Raw genomic sequence first — 20,995 nt, forward strand, 5'->3', positions numbered from 1 at the left:
CCCAGATCCCGAGGCTGTAGCCGACGGGATAGCCGGGGGTAGGTCTTGTTGGACGCGTCCGCGGTGGCCCGCGAGTGCGTCCGCTTGGGTAGGAACCGCTCCACGCGGGCCCTGGCGCGCAGAGCCCGCACGGCCACCCGCTCGACCGTCGGTGAGCCTGCGGGGAAGCCGAAGGCGCCGGCCATCCGGTCGTCCAACAGTGCGAACACCGCCTGCTTCACGGCGGGGGTCAGCGCAGCGGGGTACCAGGTGCAGTACAGATCGAGGGTGTACGTGCCGATGCGTCGATTGTCTTCGGTGAACCGGAACGTTCGCTCCTCGTAGTCGAGCTTGAACTGCGCGAACTCGGTGTACGACTCGGGAATGTTCTTGATGCCCATCCGCTTTCCCACTTCGCGGTAGAAGTGGAACGTCGCGAGTCTCTCCTTGGGGTGCAGGCGACGCCATCCGTAGGTGTCGATCCACTCGATCGGCTCGTAGATGAACGTCGTCAACACGTAGAGCATGTCGTCGTTCGAGATGTCGTACTGACCGTGCATTCGGTTGACCATCCGAAGCGATTCACGTCCCCGCTCGGAGTCGTATCCGTGCTCGAGCAGTTCGGCCATCAGCAGCGAGGTGTCGTCGTAGCGTTTCTGCGGTCGGTTCTCGAATTCGCCGGTCTTGACCAACAGTGCCGAGATGGTCGGCACGCAGTAGGTACGGAACAATGCGAATTCGAGCGAACGCTGGTAGTCCCAAGGGAACTCGTAGCCGGCCGTGATGCGGTGGATCGTGTGACAATCCCGCACCGGGTCGAGTTCCTCGATGCGCCGGAGCCAGCCGAAGCGCCCCTTCTTCGGCGTGATGTCCATCTTCAGCCCCGTCCGTGTCGAAGCTTCAGTGCCAGCACGGAAAGCTTCATGTTTCGTGCCTTACGCTTCATCGTCAGCAGATTGATCGGAGCTGCGAAACTCTGCACGGTCAAGGATTTGACGGTGCTGAATTCGCGTAGGCCGTCGGCCCCGTGGATGCGCCCGAATCCCGAGTCGCCCGTTCCGCCGAACGGCAGCGCCGGAACACCGGCGAAGCCGAGCACCGAATTGACGGTCACGACACCACAATCGAGCTTCTCGGCGGCGCGCCTGCCCACCGCTCCGTCCTGGGTGAAGACCGATGCGCCGAGTCCGTACTTGGACGCGTTGGCCCGTTCGATGGCCTCGTCCAGATCGCGCACCTTGTTGACCACCACGGTCGGACCGAAGGTCTCCTCGGTGATCGCCGTCGAATCCTCGGGTACGTCGGTGAGAACTACCGGGTCGATGTACGGCCCGTGCAGCGAGTCGAGTCCGCCGACCACGGCCTTGCCGCCCTTGGCCAGAGCGTCCTCGATCTGGCCTCGCACGATGTCGCTCTGCTTGCCCAGTGTCATCGGACCGTAGGACGAGGTCTTCGTTCCGCCGGGCTTCAGTGCCTTCACCGCGGCCGTGAATTCACCGACGAATCGGTCGTACACCGGAGCCGCGACGTAGATGCGTTCGACGCCCGCGCAGGTCTGCCCGGCGTTGCCCATCGCTCCGAACGTCGCGAATTCCACTGCGGCAGTGATGTCCGCGTCTGCGTCGACGAGCATCGCGTCCTTCCCGCCGCACTCGGCGACGAGCGGGGTCAGCGACTTCGCGCAGGTGGCCATGACCTTCTTGGCCGTGGCGGTGGAGCCGGTGAACGCGATCTTGTCGACGCCGGATTCGACGAGGGCGGTGCCGGTGGATCCGTCGCCGGTGATCGTCTGGAACACCGGGTGCGGAGCGGCCAGTGACTGCCACTTCTCGGCGAGCCAGGTCCCGACGCCCGGCGTCAGTTCGCTCGGTTTGAACACGACGGTGTTGCCTGCCGCGAGGGCGTACGCGATGGAACCCATCGGTGTGTAGAGCGGGTAGTTCCAGGGGCCGATGACTCCGACGACGCCGAACGGGCGGTAGCCGACGTAGGCCTTCTGATTCACGGCGAGCAGGCCCGATCCGACTTTGCGCTGCCGCAGAATCTTCTCGGCGCTGCGGGCCGCCCAGTCGAGGTGTTCGACGCCCAGCATGACCTCGAGCAGGGAGTCCTCGTCGGGCTTGCCGGTTTCGGCGGCGATGACGGTAGCGAGGCTCGCGGCGTCCTTGGCGATGGCGGACTTGAATTCGAGCAGCCATCGTTTGCGTCCGACGAAGCCCTGCACGTCCCACCATCGCGCGGCCGAACGGGCGCGAGCGACGGCGACGTCGACCTCCGCGGTGCCCGCGATCGGATACGTGGCGAGTGCGACACCTGTTCTCGGGTCGAGGCTTTCGAAGGTGCTCTCGTTCGTTCGTTCGATCTGGTCCGTCACGGGCTCTATCCTCCAGCAGATCGCATCACATATATTTGATGTGATTCAATGTTGTCCAGGACACACTATGCGTCCGATTCGGTTGCTACAACCCCCGTCGGCCCCGATGTGCAGGAGTAGATCCATGAGTATCGATCTCACCCAGGAACAGACCGCATTCGCGCAGGCGGTCGCGTCCTTCTGTGCCAAGGAAGCGGGCACCAGGTCCCAACGGGACGCGCTCACCGAACACGGGAAGCACACTCACAACCAGGCGCTCTACGACAAGATGGCCGAGCTGGGCTGGTTGGGCGCGATCATCTCCGAGGAACATGGTGGGGCGGGCGGCAGCACCGTCGACCTGTGCATCCTGCTCGAAGAATCCGCCAAGGCCATGGCTCCCATCGGCGGCATCGGGCCCACCTTGATCACCGGCGCGGCGTACGAGAAGTTCGGCACACCCGCACAGAAGGACACCGTTCTCGGCGGCATCGTCGCCGGGCGTAGCTATTCGATCTCGATGTCCGAGCCCGAGGCCGGCTCGGATGTGGGAAATCTGAGCTGCCGCGCCGAGAAGACCGACTCCGGCTGGCTGATCAACGGACAGAAGACCTGGTGCTCCAACGCGCATTTCGCCGATCGGATCCTGCTCGTGGCACGCACCGGCAAAGAGGGTGGGAAGCACGAGGGTCTGACGATGTTCGACGTTCCGGCCGATGTCGAGGGCCTGAACATCATCGGCATCGACACAATGGGCGGCAAGGAAGTCAACGACCTGTACTTCACCGATTGCGTGCTTCCCGAGGACGCAGTGGTCGGGGTGGAAGGGCAGGGATGGTCTCAGCTGATGACCGGTCTGAACATCGAGCGCCTCATACTCGCGGCGATGATGCTCGGCACTGCTCAACGAGCGTTCGACGACACACTCGACTTCATCACCCAGCGTAAGCAATTCGGACGGCCCGTCGGGACGTTCCAAGCACTGCGACATCGAATTGCCGATCTGGCCACCGAGATCGAGTGTGGACGGCTGCTGGTCTACCACGTGGCTCGGTTGGTCGACGAGAACCCGACGAAGCTCTTCCCACGCGAGGCGTCGATGGCCAAGCTCAAGCTCACCGAGACCGCGAAGAAGGTGGCACTCGAGGGTATGCAGATGATGGGCGGCTACGGCTACGCCACGGAGTTCGACATGGAAAAGCATGTCCGGACGACTCTCGTGTCCTCGATCTACGGCGGTACCAACGAGATTCAGCGTGACATCATCGGCAAGACGTACGGACTCTAGGTCATCGTGTTGCGTCGTCGCCCGCAGCTCTCGGAGGATGTCGCCGCAAGTATTCGCCAGCAGATCGTCACGGGTGCGCTCGAGCCGGGTGCATTCGTGCGCATCGACGAAACGGCCACCGAACTGGGTGTGAGCGCGACACCGGTGCGTGAAGCGCTGGTGTCTCTCCGCGGTGAGGGGCTGGTGGAGCTGGTACCGCGGCGCGGCTACCGCGTCAGCGAACTGACCCAGCAGGACATCGACGACATCTTCTGGTTGCAGGGCACGATTGCGGGCACACTGGCTCGCCGCGCGGCCCACGTCATCACCGACGAACAGATAGACGCGATGCGTGCATTGAACGACCGACTACGTGATGCGGTGTTCCGATGCGACCTCGACGGCATCGAATCCTGTGAGTTCGCATTCCACAGATACATCAACAAAGTCGCCGGTGGGACCAAGCTGGCATGGTTTCTGTTGGGTGCCGTCAGATACACGCCTGCCCGGCTGTACGCGTCGAACCGGCAGTGGTGCGAGCATGCGCTCAGCAGCCACGAGGAATTGATCGAGGCATTTCGTCGACGGGACGCCGACGGTGTCGCGGACCTGATGTGCATGCAGTTCCTCGTCGGTGCGACATTGGTGCATGGGCTGCACGGGTGAGGCGGTTACATGGGTGAGGCGGCCAACAGCAGTTCGGTGCAGCGGTCGACGATGGTCTCCTCGCTCAGTTCCAGTTCTCCGCCGAGCCACGCGGTGAGGACCTGAGCGAACCCGCCGACGACGAAATGGCTTGTCAGATCGAGATTGTGGTCTCTCGTGGTGCCGTAGAACTCGGTGGCCTGAGTCGCCAGCAGGTGGGCGAACATCTTGGTCGACTCGGCCCGTTTGGCCACCAGGATGTCTCCGACCGTCGTGGCGGAGAAGAGGAGGAACCCGCGGCGCGGGTCTTCTGCGACAGCGCGCACGATCGCACGGATCCCGGCGCGTACCCGTTCGCGGTCGTCCTTCGGTGCTGCCGCGACCGCGTCGAGCGCGATGGCTGCGACATCGTCGACGACGTGGTCGTACACCGCCTCCATCAGCGCGTCCCGGTCTGCGAAGCTCTCGTAGAAGTAGCGGCTGACGACGCCGGCCCGGCGGCATACCCCGCGAACGGTCAAGTCGGGCTTCGCGGTTCCGAGTAGATCGAGGCCGGCCTCGACGAGAGTGCGACGACGCTCGGCGATTCGAGCCGAGCCGTCGACGCCTCCGTAGGTGCGGGGTGAATCGGGCATGATCACATCTTGACATCTCTCGGCATCCCCGCCTAACGTCATCTGAATACGCACGTACTCAGATGCTCGACGGTGGAAGGAACCAACCGAATCATGAGCGCCGACAACGACTTTCTACGCAAGTCCATGACCGGGCTGGGGCTGCTCGCCGGTTCGGCGAACGTCATCATGCAACTCGGACACCCGGCCGTCGGGTACGGGGTGTTCGAGAGCCGTGTCGAATCCGGGCAGATCAACCGGCACCCGATCAAGCGCACCCGAACCACGTTGTCCTACCTCGCCGTGGCGGGTATGGGAGACGACAGGACCAAGGCCGCATACCGCAAGGCGACCAACAGATCTCATGCAGCCGTACGGTCGACGGTCGACAGTCCGGTGAAGTACAACGCCTTCGATCCCAACCTGCAGCTGTGGGTGGCGGCGTGCCTCTACCGAGGTTTCGAGGATGTGTACGTTGCGCTGTACGGGCCACCCGATCCGGCCGTCGCGGACGAGATGTACCAGGCGTGTCACGTGCTCGGCTCGACATTGCAGATGCCACGCGAGATGTGGCCCGCAGATCGAGCAGCCTTCGAGAAGTACTGGGACGCAGCGCTGGACGACATTCACATCGACCCGACGATCAGGCGCTACCTGTACGGCATCGCGTCGGCCACGTTTGCCAGACCCGCAGCACTGCATCCGCTGATCGGGCCGTTCTTCCGCTTCGTGACCACCGGATTCCTACCCCAGCGATTCCGGGACGAGATGGAACTGCCCTGGGATCCGGTCAAGCAGAGACGGTTTGCGCTACTGCTGCGCAGCGCGGCCCTGCTCAACCGGATATCGCCGCCTGTGGTGCGAGCACTGCCGTTCAACATCCTGCTGCGCGATGTCCAGCGTCGGATGCGTTCCGGGCGGGCTCTGGTCTGACTAGATCCTCAGCTCAGATGATGCGGCTGCGGGTGCGACTTGTGGCCCTCGTCCGATCCCTCGTTGTCCTGATGGCCGTTCGCCGTTCCCTGCACGCCCGTCCCGGCCGGAACCATCGAGATGATCACCGACTTCGAGGTGGGGCAGTTGCTCTGCAGCGCAGTCGAATCCAGCGGGATCAACGGATTGGTCTCGGGGTAGTACGCAGCAGCCGACCCGCGCGGGGTGTCGTACTCGACGATGCGGAACGACGGCGCGCACCGTTCCACGTCGTCGTCGTCCCACTTGGTGACGAGATCGACCATGTCGCCGTCGCGGAAGCCGAGAGTCGAGATGTCCTCTCGGTGCACGAAGATGACGCGTCGGCCGTTCTCGATGCCGCGGTAGCGATCGCTGAGGCCGTAGATGGTCGTGTTGAACTGATCGTGGCTACGCAGGGTCTGCAGAATCAGATGGCACGGCGGAACCTGCAGCACGTCGATCGGTGATACTGCGAATTCGCCTCGGCCGCTCTTGGTTTCGAACGTCCGACTGTCGCGGGGTGGATGCGGGAGCACGAACCCGCCGGGGCGTCGAACATTGACCTCGTAGCCCTCGCATCCGGCGACGACGCGGGAGATGTGCTTGCGAATGTTGCGGTAATCGTCGCGGAAGCCCTTCCAGTCGAGACCGTAGCGATCCCCGAGGGTGGCCTCGGCGATACCGCTGACGATGGCGACCTCCGAACGGAGGAACTCGCTCGCAGGCTTCAGCGGACCGCGTGAGGAGTGCACCGAGCAGGTGGAGTCCTCGACCGAAATCCATTGCTCGCCACTGGCTTGCACGTCCTTCTCGGTGCGGCCAAGGGTCGGCAGAATCAGTGCGGTCTCGCCGCACACCAGGTGTGAGCGATTGATCTTGGTGGAGATCTGCACCGTCATCCGCATCGACCGCAGCGCCAGGAAGGTGACGTCACTGTCCGGTGTGGCCTGGACGAAGTTCCCGCCGAGGCCGAGAAAGAAGTGCGCCTTGCCGTCGCGCATGGCTCGGATGGAATCGACGGTGTCCAAGCCGTGTTCGCGCGGTGGCTCGAAGTCGAACTCCGCCGCCATCGCGTCGAGGAACTTCACCGGAGGGCGCTCCCAGATGCCCATGGTGCGGTCGCCCTGGACGTTGGAATGACCACGGACCGGCAGGAGACCGGCTCCTGCCTTGCCGATATTGCCTTGCGCGAACGCGAGATTGGTGACTTCCTTGATGGTGGCGACGGCATTGCGGTGCTGCGTCAGGCCCATTGCCCAGCAGAAGACCGTTGCCTTGGAGTCGCGCAGCATCTCGGCGGCCTCGGTGATCTGCGCTACCGACAGTCCGGTCACCTCGGTGACGAGATCCCAGTCGACTTCGGCGACATGCGCTTTCCACGCGTCGAAACCGACGGTGTAGTTGTCGAGGAACTCGTGATCGAGCGCGTCCCACTTCACCAGCAGGGAACCGAGCGCCTGGAACAGTGCGAGGTCGCCGTTGAGCTTGATCGGCAGATGCAGATCCGACAGGTCCGTTCCCGGTCCCACCATGCCGCGCGGGGTCTGCGGGTTCTTGAAATTGAGCAGACCCGCTTCGCGAAGTGGGTTGATGGACAGGATCTTTGCGCCGTTCTGCTTCGCCAGCTCGAGGGCCGAGAGCATGCGCGGGTGATTGGTGCCGGGATTCTGGCCGGCCAGGATGATCAGTTCGGCGTTGTGGACGTCATCGAGGGTGACACTGGCCTTGCCGATGCCGATCGACTCCTGCAGCGCGATGGACGTCGACTCGTGACACATGTTGGAACAGTCGGGCATGTTGTTGGTGCCGAATGCCCGGGCGAAGAGCTGGTAGGTGAACGCGGACTCGTTCGAGCGCGGCCCGAGGTGTAGAAGATGGCCTCGTCCGGACTGGCGAGCGACTTCAGCTCGTCGCCGATCAGGCGGAACGCGTCGTCCCACTCGATGGGCTCGTAGTGAGTGCCGCCAGGCAGCTTGATCATCGGATGCGTGATGCGGCCCTGCTGGCCGAGCCAATGCTCGGTGTGACCGTCGAGCTCGGCAATGCTGTGCTGCGCGAAGAACTCCGGCGTCGCACGCGTCGTCGTCGCCTCCTCGGCAACGGCCTTCGCGCCGTTCTCGCAGAATTCCGCTGCATGCCGATGGCCCGGATCCGGGTCGGGCCAGGCGCAGCTCATGCAGTCGAAACCCTCGGCCTGGTTGAGCTTGAGGAGCGTCTGCGCGGTGCGCTTCGGGCCCATGTGCCCGAGTGCTCGCTTCATCGACACTGCGACGGCGACGGGGCCTGCCGCGTGGGTCTTCGGCTTCTCGATATCGAGCTCGGCCTCGTCGACGTCGGTGTCGGTGCGTCTCATGCGGGTCCCTTCGTTGCGTTACCCCCGCACTCGACCATAGCCGTAGGCTCAGCCGGCGAGGAGCTTGGTCACCAGATCCACGTACTGCTGCTTCGCCGAATCCTGGCTCGTACCTTCGAGCTTCGCCCAGGCATCGAACTTTGCGCGGTTCACCATGTCCAGTCGTCCCGGCCGCTTACCCGAGGCGTCACCGATCGAACCCTGCTTGTAGAGCGAGTACAGGCTCAGTAGGTCGTCGTTGCTCGGCTTGGACGTGAGCTTCTTGACGTCTACCTGCGCGTCGGCGAACGACTGGTCGAGATCGGACATGAAAGAACTCCTTCGATTAGAGGTGGTGTCATCCTCGCATGGAGGCTTCGGAAATCAGCCGAATGCAGTGCGCCACGAGGGCTTCGCGGGCGACGGTGACGGTGCCGTCGAGATAGCCGATGAACAGGGCGGTCAGTGCCCCGACGGTTCCGACGGCGATCAGCTGTCGGTCGGCGGAGTCGGGAAGCTGCGAATGCACCAGCTCGACGAAGCCCGGCAGCAGGTCGAGTCCGCGGCGGCTGAGCGCCGGTTCGGCCAACGGTGCGATGAGCAGCACCCGTCCCGTTCGCGGTTCGTCGATGATGAGTTCGACGAATGCGCGTACCGGCGCGGAGATGGTGTCCTCGGCGGTGGTCGCCTGCATGACGGCGTCGAGCAAGGTGCTCTGCGCTCTCGTGCCCACCCATGCGTACACCGCCCGGACGAAGGTGTCGCGGTCGGAGAAGCTCTCGTAGAAATACCGCTCGGTCAGTCCGGCGGTACGGCAGACGGCGCGCACGTTGACGGCCGGTCCGTCCGGGGAGCCGAGGAGCTCGACCCCGGCCGCGAGCAACGCGTCGTACCGCTTGGATCTGCGTTCCTCCAACTGTTGACTACGCATGTTGTCAACCCTAGTCTGACAACATGCGTATCAGTCCGCTCGACCCGTCCCGCTCGGTCCCGATTCACTCACCTGGAAGTACTTCGGCGACTGGCGGGGGATGCTGCAGGGCGTCTGGGCAGGCTCGATGCAGAACATGCACCCGGGGCTCGGAGCCGGGGTGGAGCAACACTCCACGTTCTTCGACGAGCGCTGGCAGCGCCTGTATCGGTCCTTGTATCCCATCGGCGGGGTCGTGTTCGACGGCGATCGGGCCGAGGAGACCGCACTGCAGGTCCGCGGCTATCACACGAACATCAAGGGAATCGACGCCAAAGGCCGCAAGTACCACGCGCTCGATCCCGACACGTTCTACTGGGCACACGCCACCTTCTTCATGGGCACCGTGCTCACTGCGGACCACTTCATGGGCGGACTGACCGAGGCTCAGAAGGTCCAGCTGTTCGACGAGCACGTGCAGTGGTACCGCCTCTACGGCATGAGCATGCGGTCGGTGCCCGCCACCTGGCCCGAGTTCCAGACGTACTGGGACCACATGTGCAGCACCGTGTTGGAGGACAACATGGCCGCGCGTGGGGTGTTGGACCTGTCGAAGCTGGGACCACCGCCGTACGCATCCTGGCTGCCCGAGCCGATCTGGGCCGTGCTCCGGCGTCCGGTGGCGAGGCTGTTCGTCTGGATCACCGTCGGCCTCTACGACGAGCCGGTACGCAAGCTCCTGGGCTACAGCTGGTCCGCACAGGACGAAAAGCTTTTCACGCTGTTCGGCAAGGCGGTGAACCTCGTGTTCGGGTTGGTACCACCGCGACGGCGACTGCACCCGCGAGGCCGCGCCGGATGGGACCGCGTCAAGGGCCGGATCCCGAGAACGGCACCGCTCGTGCACACACCTGCCCGCAATCTGCCGCCGGTGGAGAGGCGATCGGACCCCTCGCACTACAGCCCGAAGGTGTAGAACGGCGCGCTCGGGGTACCACGCGGGGTATGCACTGTGTCAGAACCGGAACCGGAACCCCGATCGTCCTCGTCCACGGGCTCGGGTCCTCCCACCGAAACTGGGACCCGATCGTTCCCGCCCTCGCCAAGCATCGAGAGGTCATCGCCCTCGACCTGCCCGGGTTCGGGCAGACCCCGCCGCTCCCCGAGGTCTCCATCGCGACGTTGACCGACGCGCTGAGGGAGTTCCTCGACAACGAGGGACTGTCCGACGCAGACCTCGTCGGTAGCTCGATGGGTGCGCGGATGGTCGTCGAACTGGCCCGTCGCGGTCATCGGGGGTCGATGGTGGCGCTCGATCCCGGTGGCTTCTGGAACGACCGTCAGGTCAAGATCTTCGGAGCCACGATCACCGCATCGTTGGCGCTGATGAAGAACGTGCAGCCGCTTGTGCCGTTCCTGGCCGGTAATCCGGTGACGAGAACGGCTGCGCTGGCACAGTTCTCGGCTGCCCCGTGGAAATTGCCGAGTGGATTGGTGGAGCGGGAGCTGAAGGGCTTCTCGGCCAAGACTTCACCCTCGCTGGACGCCGCCCGCAAGGCCTTGATCCACGGGCCCAAGCAAATCGGTGCGCCGAAGGGGTCGCTGCAAGGCTCGCTGCTCATCGGCTGGGGCCGCCAGGACAAGGTGACGACGCCCAGCCAGGCCAAGGTGGCGTTGGAGCGATTCCCCGACGCCACCCTGCACTGGTTCGACAAATGCGGACACTTTCCGCACTGGGATCAGCCAGTCGAAACCGCTCGCGTAATCCTGCGGGCGACAGGTCGCTGACGCTCCCATGTGCACGGAACTTCGTAGTCCACTACGAAGTTCCACTCACATCGGTCAGCCGTCCCACCAGGGCCGCAGGGGGACTCCTGCTTCGCCCTTCGGTCCGAGCTTGACCGCCAGAACCTGGTGCAGCTGAACCACATTGCGCTCGAATCCCAGACGGGACCCGGCCATGTACAGGCCCCACACGCGGGCTGTTCCCTCGCCCGCCTCGGCGACGCAGGCGTCCCAGTTGTCGACGAGGTTTCGGCACCATCCGGCGAGGGTCAGTGCGTAGTGCTCGCGCAGGTTCTCCTCGTGACGGACCTCGAGACCGACGTCCTGGATCTCGGTGATGATGCGTCCGGAACCGGTGAGCTCGCCGTCGGGGAAGACGTACCGATCGATGAAGCTGCCCGCCTTGGCATGCGCGCGATTGTCCGGACGCGTGATCGAGTGGTTGAGCAGTCGGCCGCCGTCGCGCAGCTTGGACTGGATGAACGTGAAGTACGACGGGTAGTTGTGCACGCCGATGTGCTCGGTCAGTCCGATGGAGGAGATGGCGTCGAAGTTGGTCTCGGGCACGTCGCGATAGTCGGAGAAGCGCACCTCGGCGAGCTCGGAGAGCCCCTCGTCGGCGATGGCCTGCTGTGCCCACGACGCCTGCTCCTGCGAGAGCGTCACACCGATCACCTTCACTCCGCGGCGGGCGGCGTAGCGCACCATCGAGCCCCAACCGCAGCCGATGTCGAGCAGGCGATCACCCGGTTGCAGGCCGAGCTTGTCGAACACCAAGCGATACTTGTTCTCCTGTGCGGCTTCCAGAGACTGATCGACGCTCTCGAACGCCGCGCAGGTGTACGTCATGGAGGGGCCGAGCACCTTCTCGTAGAAGGCATTGGACACGTCGTAGTGATGGTGGATCGCTTCCGCGTCCCGAGTCTTGGAGTGGCGCAGACCTTCTGCGATACGACGCCACCTCGGGATCGCTTCCTGGGGTGGGGGAGCGATGGGCCGCAACACATCCCAGCCGAGCGAACGGGCGATCGATGTCAGTGTCATCGCCGAGGGGCGACGGAAGTGCAGCTCGTCGCCCATCAGCGCCAGCAGCTCGTAGGGGTCGCCCGGATGGACTCCCGTTGCTTCGAGATCGCCCGAGACGTACGCGCGCGCCATGCCGAGATCGCCGGGAGCGGTTGCGAGATAGGTGGTTCCGCGCGGGCTCTTGAGGTTGAGGCCGATTCTGGCGTCCTCGGGTCCTGCGGTGCTGCCGTCGTAAGCGGTGAAGCGCAGTGGGATGTTGCCGTCGGAGATCAGTTCGAGAATCTCGGAGATCTTGAGCTTCTGGGCACCGTTCACCGTGCGATTGCCGGAGTCCTTGAACGTCGTCATCTGCGTTGCACCGCCTTCGAGTACAAATCCAACAATCGGGATTCGGGATCGTATTTCTTCTTCAACACTTCGTATCGATCGCCGCCGTACAGAACGGCGAATTCATGTTCGGTGTAATAAGCGTCCGAGTACAGCGATTTATGCCCGTCGAACTCGGTGACCTTCTTCTCGATGGCGCGGTTCGCGGCACCCTCTGGTTCGCCTGCAACGATCGGGACCGAAGACCAGAAGCCGATGTTGACGTAGGTGCGTTTCGGTTCGAGTGGATACAGCGGCCACGGCCGGGCCGGATTCGCGCCCGGTGCTGCGGGCTCACGAAGACGCAACGGGCACAACCACAACGGCTCGATCGGGATGTTGTCGAGGAACCACGCGACGAAGCCTGCGGTGTGTTCGATCGGAACCTCGACATCTTGCACGACGCGTTCGCGCGGCGGATTTCCTTTGCGCTTCTCTAGTCGATCGCCGATGTCGTACTTACGATCGAGACCGATGAGCTTCCAGTAGAAGCTACTGCGCCGGTACTTGCGCGGCCAGAAGCGTCGGATTCTCGGGTTCTGTGTTCCGAATGCGCGGGAAGACCAGAACCAATCGGTGTCCCAGCGCCACAGGTAGTCGTGAATGGTGAGGCGGTCGGTCTTGGGTGTGTCCGATGCGTGCTGGATCGAGCGGTAGAAGATGTCGGCACCGGTGTAGTCGCTGACCGGTCCCGGTTCGTCGGTCTGGACGCCGAGGGTGAGGTAGCTTTCGTCGGCGCTGAAGACCACACCGTCGAGGTACTGGACCTCGATGCCGTCGTACTCGCGCTGCTCGACGATTCTGTCCATCGTGGACTGCAGGGTTTCGAGATCGTGAAATCGCAGGTGGCGCAACGCGACATACGGCAACACGGGTTCGAGCTGGATCTTCAGCCGAGTGGAGTAGCCGAGGGTTCCGTACGAGTTGGGAAAGCCCCAGTAGAGATCTGCGTGTTCGCCCTCGGGTGTTGCGGTGACGATCTCGCCGCTGCCGGTGAGGACATCGATCTCGAGCACCGATTCGTGGGGAAGTCCGCTACGAAACGACGTCGACTCGATACCGAGTCCGGTGACGGCTCCGCCGAGGGTGATCGTCTTGAGCTGTGGGACGACGAGGGGTGCAAGGCCGTAGGGAAGCGTCGCGTCGACCAGGTCCTCGTAGGTGCACATTCCGGCGACATCTGCTGTGCGCGAGGCGGGATCGACGGTGATGACCTTGCTCAGGCCCGACACGTCGAGCCCCGGTGTGGTGGTGGTCGTCCTGGCCCGGAACAGGTTGGACGTCTTCTTCGCCAGACGCACCGTCGCATCGGCGGGAATTGCGCGATAGCTGCGAAGCAGCTGCTCGACACCCGACCGGTGCGCTGCGTAACCGCTCTCCCTCGGTTCTGGCCGTCGTCCGAGAAGAGCATTCACTGAAGCCACACTCAGACGCTATATCTCGTACCGCGTGGTCTCCACCGGCATCGGCGTCCGACCGGTGAAACTTCACGCAACTGTTGCCGAATCTCGGCGAAGAATCGGAGTAAATCGGACAAATGGTTGCGTCATACATGTGTTTTGCGGGATCGGAATTTCTTGTGTGAAGCACGTCACACACGGTCCGGCGGGATGCCGGCCGCGCGTGCGCGGCGAGGCAGTATGGACGCACATCCCGTTCGCTATCGAAGGAGAACGTTTCCGTGGCTCAGGTCAGTGCATCCAGTTCCGCCACCATCGCCACCACACCGGATCGAGTGCTCGCTGCGCTCGCCGACTACGAGACGGTGCGCCCACGCATCCTCCCCGAGCAGTACCGCGACTACGAGGTGGTCCAGGGCGGGCAAGGAGACGGAACCGTGGCCACGTGGACCCTGCAGGCCACCGAGAAGCGAGTGCGCAACGTCGCCGCGACCGTCACCGTCGCCGGATCGACCATCACCGAACGCGACGCCAATTCCTCCATGGTCACCACCTGGTCGGTCGCCCCGGACGGCGCAGGAACCACAGTCACCACGACGACGGAATGGAAGGGTGCAGGCGGCATCGGCGGATTCTTCGAGAAGACCTTCGCACCGCTGGGACTGAAGAAGATCCAGGCCGCGACGCTGGAGAACCTGCGCCGCGAGTTGATCTAAGCCTGCTCGAAGTCGGGGGCCTCGATGAGCTCGAGTGTTCCGACGACCACGGTGCGCATCGACCACAGGAACATCCCGTCGGGTCCACGGTCGACCGTGTCGTAGGCCCCCGGCAGTGTGTCCAGGTCGGTGCGTGCCGCGATCGCGTCGTCGTACTCACGATCGCGTCGAGCAGAGTTGTAGACCATCTCGGACAAGGCCAGCGCATGCTCGCAGACGGTGATCACAGCCCACGTCGCCTGCTTCGGAGTGAGGTCGTATCGAGTTCGATAGCGCGTCTGCACCGAGTCGGCCATACGGATCGCGTCGATCGAGCTGGGAGTCAGGCCGATCAGATACTCCGCGATGCCCGGGTTGGAGTGAACCAGCTCGCGCATCGCGGAAGCGAGGGTCAGCAACGCGTCGTGCATCGATTCGTCGTCAGCGGGAAGCGGAGGCGACCACCTGCGCAGAATCTCCTCCGCCACGAGCGCCTTGAGGGAACCGAGATCGTCGATGTTGTTGTAGATCGCGACGATCGAGACCCCCAGGCTCTGAGCGACCGACTTCACGGATACTTTCGGCAGGGTCAGGGCAATACCTGCCTCGGCCATGGCCTCGGCGGTGACGCGGCGCTTGCGAGGGGAGTGGCGTCCCTCGGGGGCCGCCGGCTGATCCATGCCACGAGACTACGTGCGCAGAGTAATGACAGATGTTCAGACGCGGGGCCCTAGAATCGCATCGTGTCCTTCTCTTCCGCACTACCCGCGACCGACGGGGATCGGACGCTGGTCGAACTGGCCAGGCAGACAATCGATTCGTCGACGGATGCGGGACCTGATGAGGACGGCATCCACACGATGGGTGCGGCGGTGAGAGTGGCGGACGGCCGAACCTTCGCCGGGGTGAATCTCTATCACTTCACCGGTGGCCCGTGCGCAGAGACCGTCGCGCTTGCAGCGGCTCGGGTGGCCGGTGCGACCGAGCCGACTCACATCGTGGCGGTCGGCAACCACGGGCGCGGGGTGAAGAGCCCGTGCGGCAAGGATCGTCAGATCTTCGCCGACCTCTACCCCCTGATGCGCGTCATCATCGGTTCGCCCGACGGCCTCGTCAGCGTTCTCGCCGGCGAACTCCTCCCCGCCGGATACGACCATCGCGCGGAGCAAGGCTGATCCTCGTTACCGAGGGCGAACTGCCGTGCGACTACGCTGGAGTTCGCTTCGACCCACGCGAGAGGACGGCACAGTGCAACCCGGTGAGCAGCCCGACATGGCATCGATCCTGCAGCAGGCCCAGCAGATGCAGCAGCAGCTGATGGCGGCGCAGGCAGAGATCGCGGAAACCGAAGTGACCGGCCAGGCGGGCGGCGGACTCGTAGTCGCCACGGTCAAGGGAACCGGTGAGGTGGTCGGACTGACCATCGACCCCAAGGTCGTCGATCCCGACGACATCGAAACGTTGCAGGACCTGGTGATCGGTGCCATCGCCGATGCTTCGAAGGCAGCGCAGAACGTCGCGAGCGAGAAGCTCGGTCCCCTCGCTGGTGGTCTCGGTGGCATGCCCGGCCTGCCCGGGTTCTAGTCAGTGTACGAAGGTCCGGTACAGGATCTGATCGACGAGCTCGGCAAGTTCCCCGGAGTCGGTCCGAAAAGTGCTCAGCGCATAGCCTTTCACCTCCTGGGTGTCGAACCGCCTGAGGTGGACCGGCTGATGCGCGCACTGCAGCGCATCCGCGATGGTGTGCAGTTCTGCATCGTCTGTGGCACGGTCTCGGACAAGGAACTGTGCCGAATCTGTGCCGATTCGCGTCGAGACAGATCGATGATCTGCGTCGTCGAAGAGCCCAAAGATGTGCAGGCCGTGGAACGTACGCGAGAATTCAAGGGTCGCTACCACGTGCTCGGCGGAGCACTCGATCCACTGAACGGTGTGGGTCCGGATCAACTGCGTATCCGAGAGCTGTTGACTCGGGTGGGAACTCAGGACGACGGAGTGGACGTCACCGAGGTCATTATCGCCACCGACCCCAACACCGAGGGCGAAGCAACGGCCACGTATCTGGTGCGCATGATGCGAGACTTCCCCGGCCTGGCCATTACCCGCCTCGCCTCCGGCCTGCCCATGGGCGGAGACCTCGAATTTGCCGACGAGTTGACCCTAGGGCGTGCGCTGACCGGGCGTCGACGTATGTGAGTGCCTGCGGCAGTGGTGCGGTTAAGTGCCCTGGGCGGCACCTATTCGCGCCACTGGCGAAGCCACTGTGTCGTACCCCCGGTGCATCATCCCGGCATGGAAAACGACGGGGTCCGGATACCGCAGTCTGTTCTCGATGCTCAGCACGGGCTGGTGACCACTGTCCAGCTCCGCGCATGGGGGTTCACTCCAAAGGCCATCCGCCACCGCGTCGAGACCGGCCAATGGCTGCGAGTGTTTCGGAACGTCATCTGTGTGACGAATGGTCCACTCAACCGGGAGATGGAGTTGCAGGCGGCGCTGCTGTACGGAGGCGGCGGCGCGATCCTGAGTCACAACACCGCCGCGCACCAGTGGGGGATGCTGCGTGAGTACGCCGGGCCAATCCATCTGACTGTGCCGCGTGCGTGCTCTGCCATCAGTCAACCGCCGACGATGCGTCACGTGCTGACTCGTCCGACATCGCTGAGCAATGCGCGTATCCATCCCGGCGTGGTCGTGCATCGTTCGTTGGCCATCGAACACATCGGTGTCGACACCGATCCGCGTCGGACGAGCAAAGAAGACACGGTCTTGGACTTGGCGGTATCCGCTCCGACGGCGCACGAGGGGGCAGCTGCTTTTGTCTCAGCTATGACCAATGGGAGAGTCTCCGTCTCGGCAATGCGTCGGAAGATCGAACTGCGGCGACCGAGACGGTACAAGAAAATCCTGCTCGACGCCCTGTCGCTCTTGGCGGGTGGTGTCCAGTCCGTTCTCGAATTCCGCTACGCGACCGATGTCGAGCAGGCGCACGGACTGCCTTCCGGTCGTCGTCAGGCACCCCACCACATCGGTGAACGGGTGTTGTTCGAGGACGTCGAGTATTCCGAGGGTGGTCTGATCGTTCGGCTCGACGGTCAGCAATTCCACTCGGCGAGGGATGTCAGATTTCGAGACCGCCTACGAGACAACGCCGCCGAGCTCAGTAATCGCCCGCGGTTGGTCTACGGATGGCAGGAAGTGTCCACTGACCCATGTGGGGTGTACCGCGAGGTGCGTGATGTTCTGGTGCGGGAGGGCTGGACGGACACGTCGTATGCGTGCGAGTGCTGCGCAGTGGTGCGGCTAGGTGCCGCCCAGGGCACTTAATCGCACCACTGCCGCAGGCACTAGCGAAGCCGCTCTTTGCGAAGCTGCGCAACCTCGGGCAACTCCAGTGGCGCGAGAGTGGTGCCCAGAGCCCGCTCCAGCAGGTAGTCCGCCAACTCCGGGTTTCGGGCGAGTACCGGGCCGTGCATGTAGGTGCCGATCACAGAACCCTGCACGACGCCTTCGCGTCCGTCACCGACGCCGTTGCCCACGCCGTGGGTGACCTTGGCCAAAGGGGATGCGTCGAGTCCGAGAGTTGTTCCGCCGCGGTGGTTCTCGAAGCCGGAGAGTTTCTGACTCAGGCCGTCGAGTGCGGGTTCGGTGACGACTTCACCGATGGACCTGGTGGCCTGCGGTGCGGTGGTCACGTCGAACAGGGAGATGCCGTCGACGCGTTCGCCTGCGGAGGTTTCGTACCAGTGACCGAGAACCTGGATCGCGGCACAGATGGCGAGCACCGGCACCCCGCGGGCGGCCGCGTTCTGCAGTCCCGGGTATCGGGTGAGGTGACGGGTCGCGAGGCGTTGAGCCGAATCCTCGCTCCGCCAAGGGTGTACACGTCGAGTGAATCGGGAACCGGGTCGTTCAGGGTGATCTGGACGACCTCGGCGTCGATGTCTCGCATCCGAAGTCTCTGCCGCAGAATGAGCGCATTTCCGTTGTCGCCGTAGGTGCCCATCACGTCGGGCAGGACGAGGCCGATGCGAACGGTGGACTCAGACATCTTTCACCTCACGTGCCAGCGCGCGCCCGAGATCGCGGAACGCGGTGTAGTTGGCGAGCACTTCGACGCGTCCCGGCGGGCAGGACGCGATGGCCTGCAACGGATCTGCGATGGTGGTGTGCTGCGAACCGGCGTAGAGCAGACGCACACCGAGGTCGGTCGCGCGTTCACCGGCGGCGACGACAGCGACGTTCTCGAAGTGCTCGAAGCGGACATCCCACAGCCACGACAGGTCTTCACCGTCGGGAACCTGACCGTTGACGGCGATGACGAGTCCGTCGCAGGTGGGGTCGATCATCGACAGCGCCTCCTGCCAGCCGGCGGGGTTCTTCGCGAGAAGCATTCGGACGGAATGTGATCCATACTGAATGGTGGAGTAGCGCCCGGCCACCTCGTCGACGCTCGACGCGGCCGCGACGGCATCTTCCGCGCTCGCGCCCAGGGTCACCGCGGCGGCTACTGCTTGAGCTGCGTTGCCGCGGTTGGCTTTTCCTGGCAACGCCAGAGTCATCGGCAGTACGAGCCCGTCGGGGCCGTAGAGATTCTCGTCGTCGAGCCACCAGTCCGGCGTCGGGCGCTTGAAGTCACTGCCGGTGCTGTACCAATGCTCGCCGTCCCACACGATGGGTTCGCCGGTGCGCGGGCAGCTGACCGAGTCGCCTGCCCATCCACCACCCGCTGCGACCCAGACGACGTTCGGGGCGTCGAATGCGGCCGAGGTGACCAGTACGTCGTCGCAGTTCGCGATGACGACCGTCTCCGGGTGCCGGGCCAATCCGGCGCGCAGCTTGCGTTCGATCATATTGATCTCGCCCACACGGTCGAGCTGATCGCGACTGAGGTTGAGCAGCACGATGGCAGCGGGATCGACGGCGTCGGACACATGGGGGGACGTGCAGTTCGTCGACCTCGAGGGCGGCCAGCTCGGCGTCGAAGTGGGCGTGCAGTGCAGCGACGATGCCGGCGTCCATGTTCGCGCCGTCGGCCTGGGTGGCGACGTCACCGAGGGTGGCCAGCGCCGCAGCAGTCATTCTGGTTGTGGTGGACTTGCCGTTGGTGCCGGTGACGATGACGGTGCGTCGACCGCGGCCGAGTCCGCCGAGGATGTCCGGGTCGATCTTGAGCGCGACGAGGCCGCCGATCATCGATCCCTTGCCGCGGCCTGCTTTGCGGGACGCCCAGGTCGCCAGCTCCGCCGCGCGCAGAGCCACGCGGCCACGTGCGCCGATACGTCTGCGCTCACCCACTTCAACCATCCGCCGAGTCTGGCACAGAAGAGCGCACAGTTTCACGTCGGCGGTCGCTCCCCTGGGTCGTTCCGCGGGCTCCACTCCCGCTAACCGTGGGTCGTTCCGCGGGCTCCACTCCCGCCCTCACACCGGCGCTTTCTCCAGTACTTCGACAGGTCGCCGGACGGCCATGCCCCCGAGACACCCGCCGATGACGACGACGCCACCGATCAGTGCCAGCACCGATGGGTTCTCGCCCAGGAAGATCCAGGCACCCGCGATACCGACGACGGGAACGAGTAGCGAGAACGGCGCGACGAGACCGGCGGGGTTGCGGCTCATCAGGATGCTCCACAGGCCGCTACCGACGATCGTGGCCGGAATCACGATGTAGGCCAACGCGACCAGACCGGGCCAGCCCTGCGGACCGAACGATGCCATCAGTGCCTGCCAGCCTGTGCTCGGACCCTCGACCATCGCCGACAGCACCAGCATCGGCACCGGCGGGACGACGGTCATCCACAGCATCAGCGTCATCGGCGAATCGGACTTGGCGAGTCGATTCCCCAGGTTGCCGAACGCCCAACCGAGGCCGGCGAGCAGGGTGAGGATCACCGGCAGCAGGGTGGCGTTCTGGGCGCGATCCCACCCGATCAGCACCATGCCGATCACGGCGATCGCGATACCGATCGCCTGTCGGCGGGAGACGTGCTCGCGCAACAGAATCGCGCCGAGAACGACGGTGAACGGGGCGGACGACTGCAACACGAGCGACGCCAATCCGGTGGGCATGCCGGCCGCCATCGCTGCGAACAGAAAGGCGAACTGCAGGAACCCGAACCCGAACCCGTAGAGCAGCAGCCACTTCAGCGGAACCTTCGGCCGCGGGACGAACAGCACGACGGGAACGGCGATGACCAGGAATCGCAGTGCAGCGAAGAAGAACGGCGGGAAATGATCGAGCCCCACGCGGATGGCGAGAAAGTTCAGTCCCCACAATACGACGACGGTCAGTCCGAGGAGGCGGTCGCGAGTGGTCATGCCGTCCATCGTGGCGGCAGCAAATGATCAGCACAATCGAATATATCCGCAGCAACAGTTAAGATTTACTACATGAATGTGGAGCGGCTCAGGATCCTCCGGGAACTTGCCGACAGGGGGACCGTCGCTGCCGTCGCCGAGGCGCTGTCCATGACGCCGTCGGCGGTGTCTCAGCAGCTCAAGCTGCTGGTCAAGGAAGCAGGGGTGACGCTCCTCGAACCCGACGGCCGTCGACTTCGACTCACCGACGCCGGGCGGGCATTGGTGCTCAGGACCGATGATGTGTTCGCCGCTCTCGATCGAGCCACAGCAGAGATGGATCGATACCGGGCGTCCCGCGGGACGCCC

At 64.2% G+C, this 20,995-nt stretch carries 19 protein-coding genes and 4 pseudogenes; 11 read left to right on the top strand and 12 right to left on the bottom strand.

The window, feature by feature from the left end; translation table 11 throughout:
- A partial coding sequence (locus RHBS_RS09850) for an oxygenase MpaB family protein (protein WP_145977498.1) occupies positions 1-854 on the bottom strand: 854 nt, incomplete at its 3' end.
- 2 nt (positions 855-856) lie between these two features.
- A complete protein-coding gene (locus RHBS_RS09855; RefSeq protein ID WP_374700565.1) occupies positions 857-2,374 on the bottom strand; it encodes an aldehyde dehydrogenase family protein in 1,518 nt (505 codons plus the stop codon).
- A 103-nt stretch (positions 2,375-2,477) separates the two neighbouring features.
- Here RHBS_RS09855 and RHBS_RS09860 point away from each other — a divergent pair, with 103 nt between their 5' ends.
- Together RHBS_RS09860 and RHBS_RS09865 are read left to right on the top strand one after the other, a co-directional pair.
- Positions 2,478-3,620, top strand: a complete 1,143-nt coding sequence (locus tag RHBS_RS09860; RefSeq protein WP_121871991.1) for an acyl-CoA dehydrogenase family protein — start codon at positions 2,478-2,480, stop codon at positions 3,618-3,620.
- Between the two features lie 6 nt (positions 3,621-3,626).
- Complete coding sequence (locus RHBS_RS09865; RefSeq protein ID WP_237669133.1) at positions 3,627-4,265, top strand: GntR family transcriptional regulator; 639 nt, start codon at positions 3,627-3,629, stop codon at positions 4,263-4,265.
- Between the two features lie 5 nt (positions 4,266-4,270).
- On the opposite strand, the gene RHBS_RS09870 is transcribed toward RHBS_RS09865, so the two are convergent.
- Positions 4,271-4,879, bottom strand: a complete 609-nt coding sequence (locus tag RHBS_RS09870; RefSeq protein WP_121872910.1) for a TetR/AcrR family transcriptional regulator — start codon at positions 4,877-4,879, stop codon at positions 4,271-4,273.
- Between the two features lie 93 nt (positions 4,880-4,972).
- Here RHBS_RS09870 and RHBS_RS09875 point away from each other — a divergent pair, with 93 nt between their 5' ends.
- The gene (locus tag RHBS_RS09875) at positions 4,973-5,791 is read left to right on the top strand and encodes an oxygenase MpaB family protein (protein ID WP_121872911.1); all 819 of its coding nucleotides are present in this window, start codon (positions 4,973-4,975) and stop codon (positions 5,789-5,791) included.
- Between the two features lie 8 nt (positions 5,792-5,799).
- On the opposite strand, the pseudogene RHBS_RS09880 reads toward RHBS_RS09875, so the two are convergent.
- The 3 genes and pseudogenes from RHBS_RS09880 to RHBS_RS09890 form a co-directional block, all read right to left on the bottom strand.
- A pseudogene (locus tag RHBS_RS09880) lies at positions 5,800-8,165 on the bottom strand (FdhF/YdeP family oxidoreductase).
- A 48-nt stretch (positions 8,166-8,213) separates the two neighbouring features.
- Positions 8,214-8,474, bottom strand: coding sequence for an acyl-CoA-binding protein (locus tag RHBS_RS09885; RefSeq protein WP_032379982.1), 261 nt, complete (start codon positions 8,472-8,474; stop codon positions 8,214-8,216).
- A gap of 28 nt (positions 8,475-8,502) precedes the next feature.
- Positions 8,503-9,075 carry a TetR/AcrR family transcriptional regulator gene (locus RHBS_RS09890; RefSeq protein ID WP_121871994.1) on the bottom strand — a complete coding sequence of 191 codons (573 nt, stop codon included), beginning with the start codon at positions 9,073-9,075 and terminating at the stop codon, positions 8,503-8,505.
- A gap of 37 nt (positions 9,076-9,112) precedes the next feature.
- On the opposite strand from RHBS_RS09890, the pseudogene RHBS_RS09895 reads away from it, so the two are divergent.
- Together RHBS_RS09895 and RHBS_RS09900 are read left to right on the top strand one after the other, a co-directional pair.
- Positions 9,113-10,030, top strand: a pseudogene (locus RHBS_RS09895) (oxygenase MpaB family protein); the annotation flags it as partial.
- Positions 10,031-10,059: 29 nt separating this feature from the next.
- Positions 10,060-10,842, top strand: a complete 783-nt coding sequence (locus RHBS_RS09900) for an alpha/beta fold hydrolase (RefSeq protein WP_121871996.1) — start codon at positions 10,060-10,062, stop codon at positions 10,840-10,842.
- 54 nt (positions 10,843-10,896) lie between these two features.
- Here the strand turns inward: RHBS_RS09900 and RHBS_RS09905 are convergent, their stop codons facing one another.
- Together RHBS_RS09905 and RHBS_RS09910 are read right to left on the bottom strand one after the other, a co-directional pair.
- Positions 10,897-12,213: a class I SAM-dependent methyltransferase gene (locus tag RHBS_RS09905; RefSeq protein WP_128645474.1), complete on the bottom strand. Its 1,317-nt coding sequence runs from the start codon at positions 12,211-12,213 to the stop codon at positions 10,897-10,899.
- Positions 12,210-13,655, bottom strand: coding sequence for an FAD-binding oxidoreductase (locus tag RHBS_RS09910; protein WP_187298433.1), 1,446 nt, complete (start codon positions 13,653-13,655; stop codon positions 12,210-12,212). The genes RHBS_RS09905 and RHBS_RS09910 overlap by 4 nt, the downstream gene beginning before the upstream one ends.
- Before the next feature lie 257 nt (positions 13,656-13,912).
- Here RHBS_RS09910 and RHBS_RS09915 point away from each other — a divergent pair, with 257 nt between their 5' ends.
- Complete coding sequence (locus RHBS_RS09915) at positions 13,913-14,347, top strand: SRPBCC family protein (protein ID WP_068050479.1); 435 nt, start codon at positions 13,913-13,915, stop codon at positions 14,345-14,347.
- On the opposite strand, the gene RHBS_RS09920 is transcribed toward RHBS_RS09915, so the two are convergent.
- On the bottom strand, positions 14,344-15,006 hold the full coding sequence (locus RHBS_RS09920) for a hypothetical protein (protein WP_128645475.1): 663 nt from the start codon (positions 15,004-15,006) through the stop codon (positions 14,344-14,346). The two genes, RHBS_RS09915 and RHBS_RS09920, sit on opposite strands and share 4 nt — an antisense overlap.
- 63 nt (positions 15,007-15,069) lie before the next feature.
- On the opposite strand from RHBS_RS09920, the gene RHBS_RS09925 reads away from it, so the two are divergent.
- From RHBS_RS09925 to RHBS_RS09940, 4 genes are all read left to right on the top strand, one after another.
- Positions 15,070-15,501: a hypothetical protein gene (locus RHBS_RS09925; RefSeq protein ID WP_220709130.1), complete on the top strand. Its 432-nt coding sequence runs from the start codon at positions 15,070-15,072 to the stop codon at positions 15,499-15,501.
- A gap of 73 nt (positions 15,502-15,574) precedes the next feature.
- The gene (locus tag RHBS_RS09930; RefSeq protein ID WP_121872001.1) at positions 15,575-15,910 is read left to right on the top strand and encodes a YbaB/EbfC family nucleoid-associated protein; all 336 of its coding nucleotides are present in this window, start codon (positions 15,575-15,577) and stop codon (positions 15,908-15,910) included.
- Between the two features lie 3 nt (positions 15,911-15,913).
- Positions 15,914-16,522 carry a recombination mediator RecR gene (recR, locus tag RHBS_RS09935; RefSeq protein ID WP_032379989.1) on the top strand — a complete coding sequence of 203 codons (609 nt, stop codon included), beginning with the start codon at positions 15,914-15,916 and terminating at the stop codon, positions 16,520-16,522.
- 96 nt (positions 16,523-16,618) lie between these two features.
- Complete coding sequence (locus RHBS_RS09940; RefSeq protein WP_121872002.1) at positions 16,619-17,653, top strand: type IV toxin-antitoxin system AbiEi family antitoxin domain-containing protein; 1,035 nt, start codon at positions 16,619-16,621, stop codon at positions 17,651-17,653.
- Positions 17,654-17,673: 20 nt separating this feature from the next.
- On the opposite strand, the pseudogene RHBS_RS09945 reads toward RHBS_RS09940, so the two are convergent.
- The 3 genes and pseudogenes from RHBS_RS09945 to RHBS_RS09955 all read right to left on the bottom strand — a co-directional run bounded on the left by RHBS_RS09945 (position 17,674) and on the right by RHBS_RS09955 (position 20,647).
- Positions 17,674-18,377: pseudogene (locus RHBS_RS09945) on the bottom strand (type 1 glutamine amidotransferase).
- Positions 18,370-19,633, bottom strand: a pseudogene (locus RHBS_RS09950) (Mur ligase family protein). Before RHBS_RS09950 ends, RHBS_RS09945 begins: the two co-directional pseudogenes overlap by 8 nt.
- A gap of 117 nt (positions 19,634-19,750) precedes the next feature.
- On the bottom strand, positions 19,751-20,647 hold the full coding sequence (locus RHBS_RS09955) for an EamA family transporter (RefSeq protein WP_128645476.1): 897 nt from the start codon (positions 20,645-20,647) through the stop codon (positions 19,751-19,753).
- 72 nt (positions 20,648-20,719) lie between these two features.
- Here RHBS_RS09955 and RHBS_RS09960 point away from each other — a divergent pair.
- Positions 20,720-20,995: LysR family transcriptional regulator (locus tag RHBS_RS09960; protein WP_145977499.1), on the top strand; the 276-nt coding region annotated here is incomplete at its 3' end.

The organism is Rhodococcus sp. BS-15 (assembly GCF_000813105.1).
Taxonomy (GTDB): domain Bacteria; phylum Actinomycetota; class Actinomycetes; order Mycobacteriales; family Mycobacteriaceae; genus Rhodococcoides.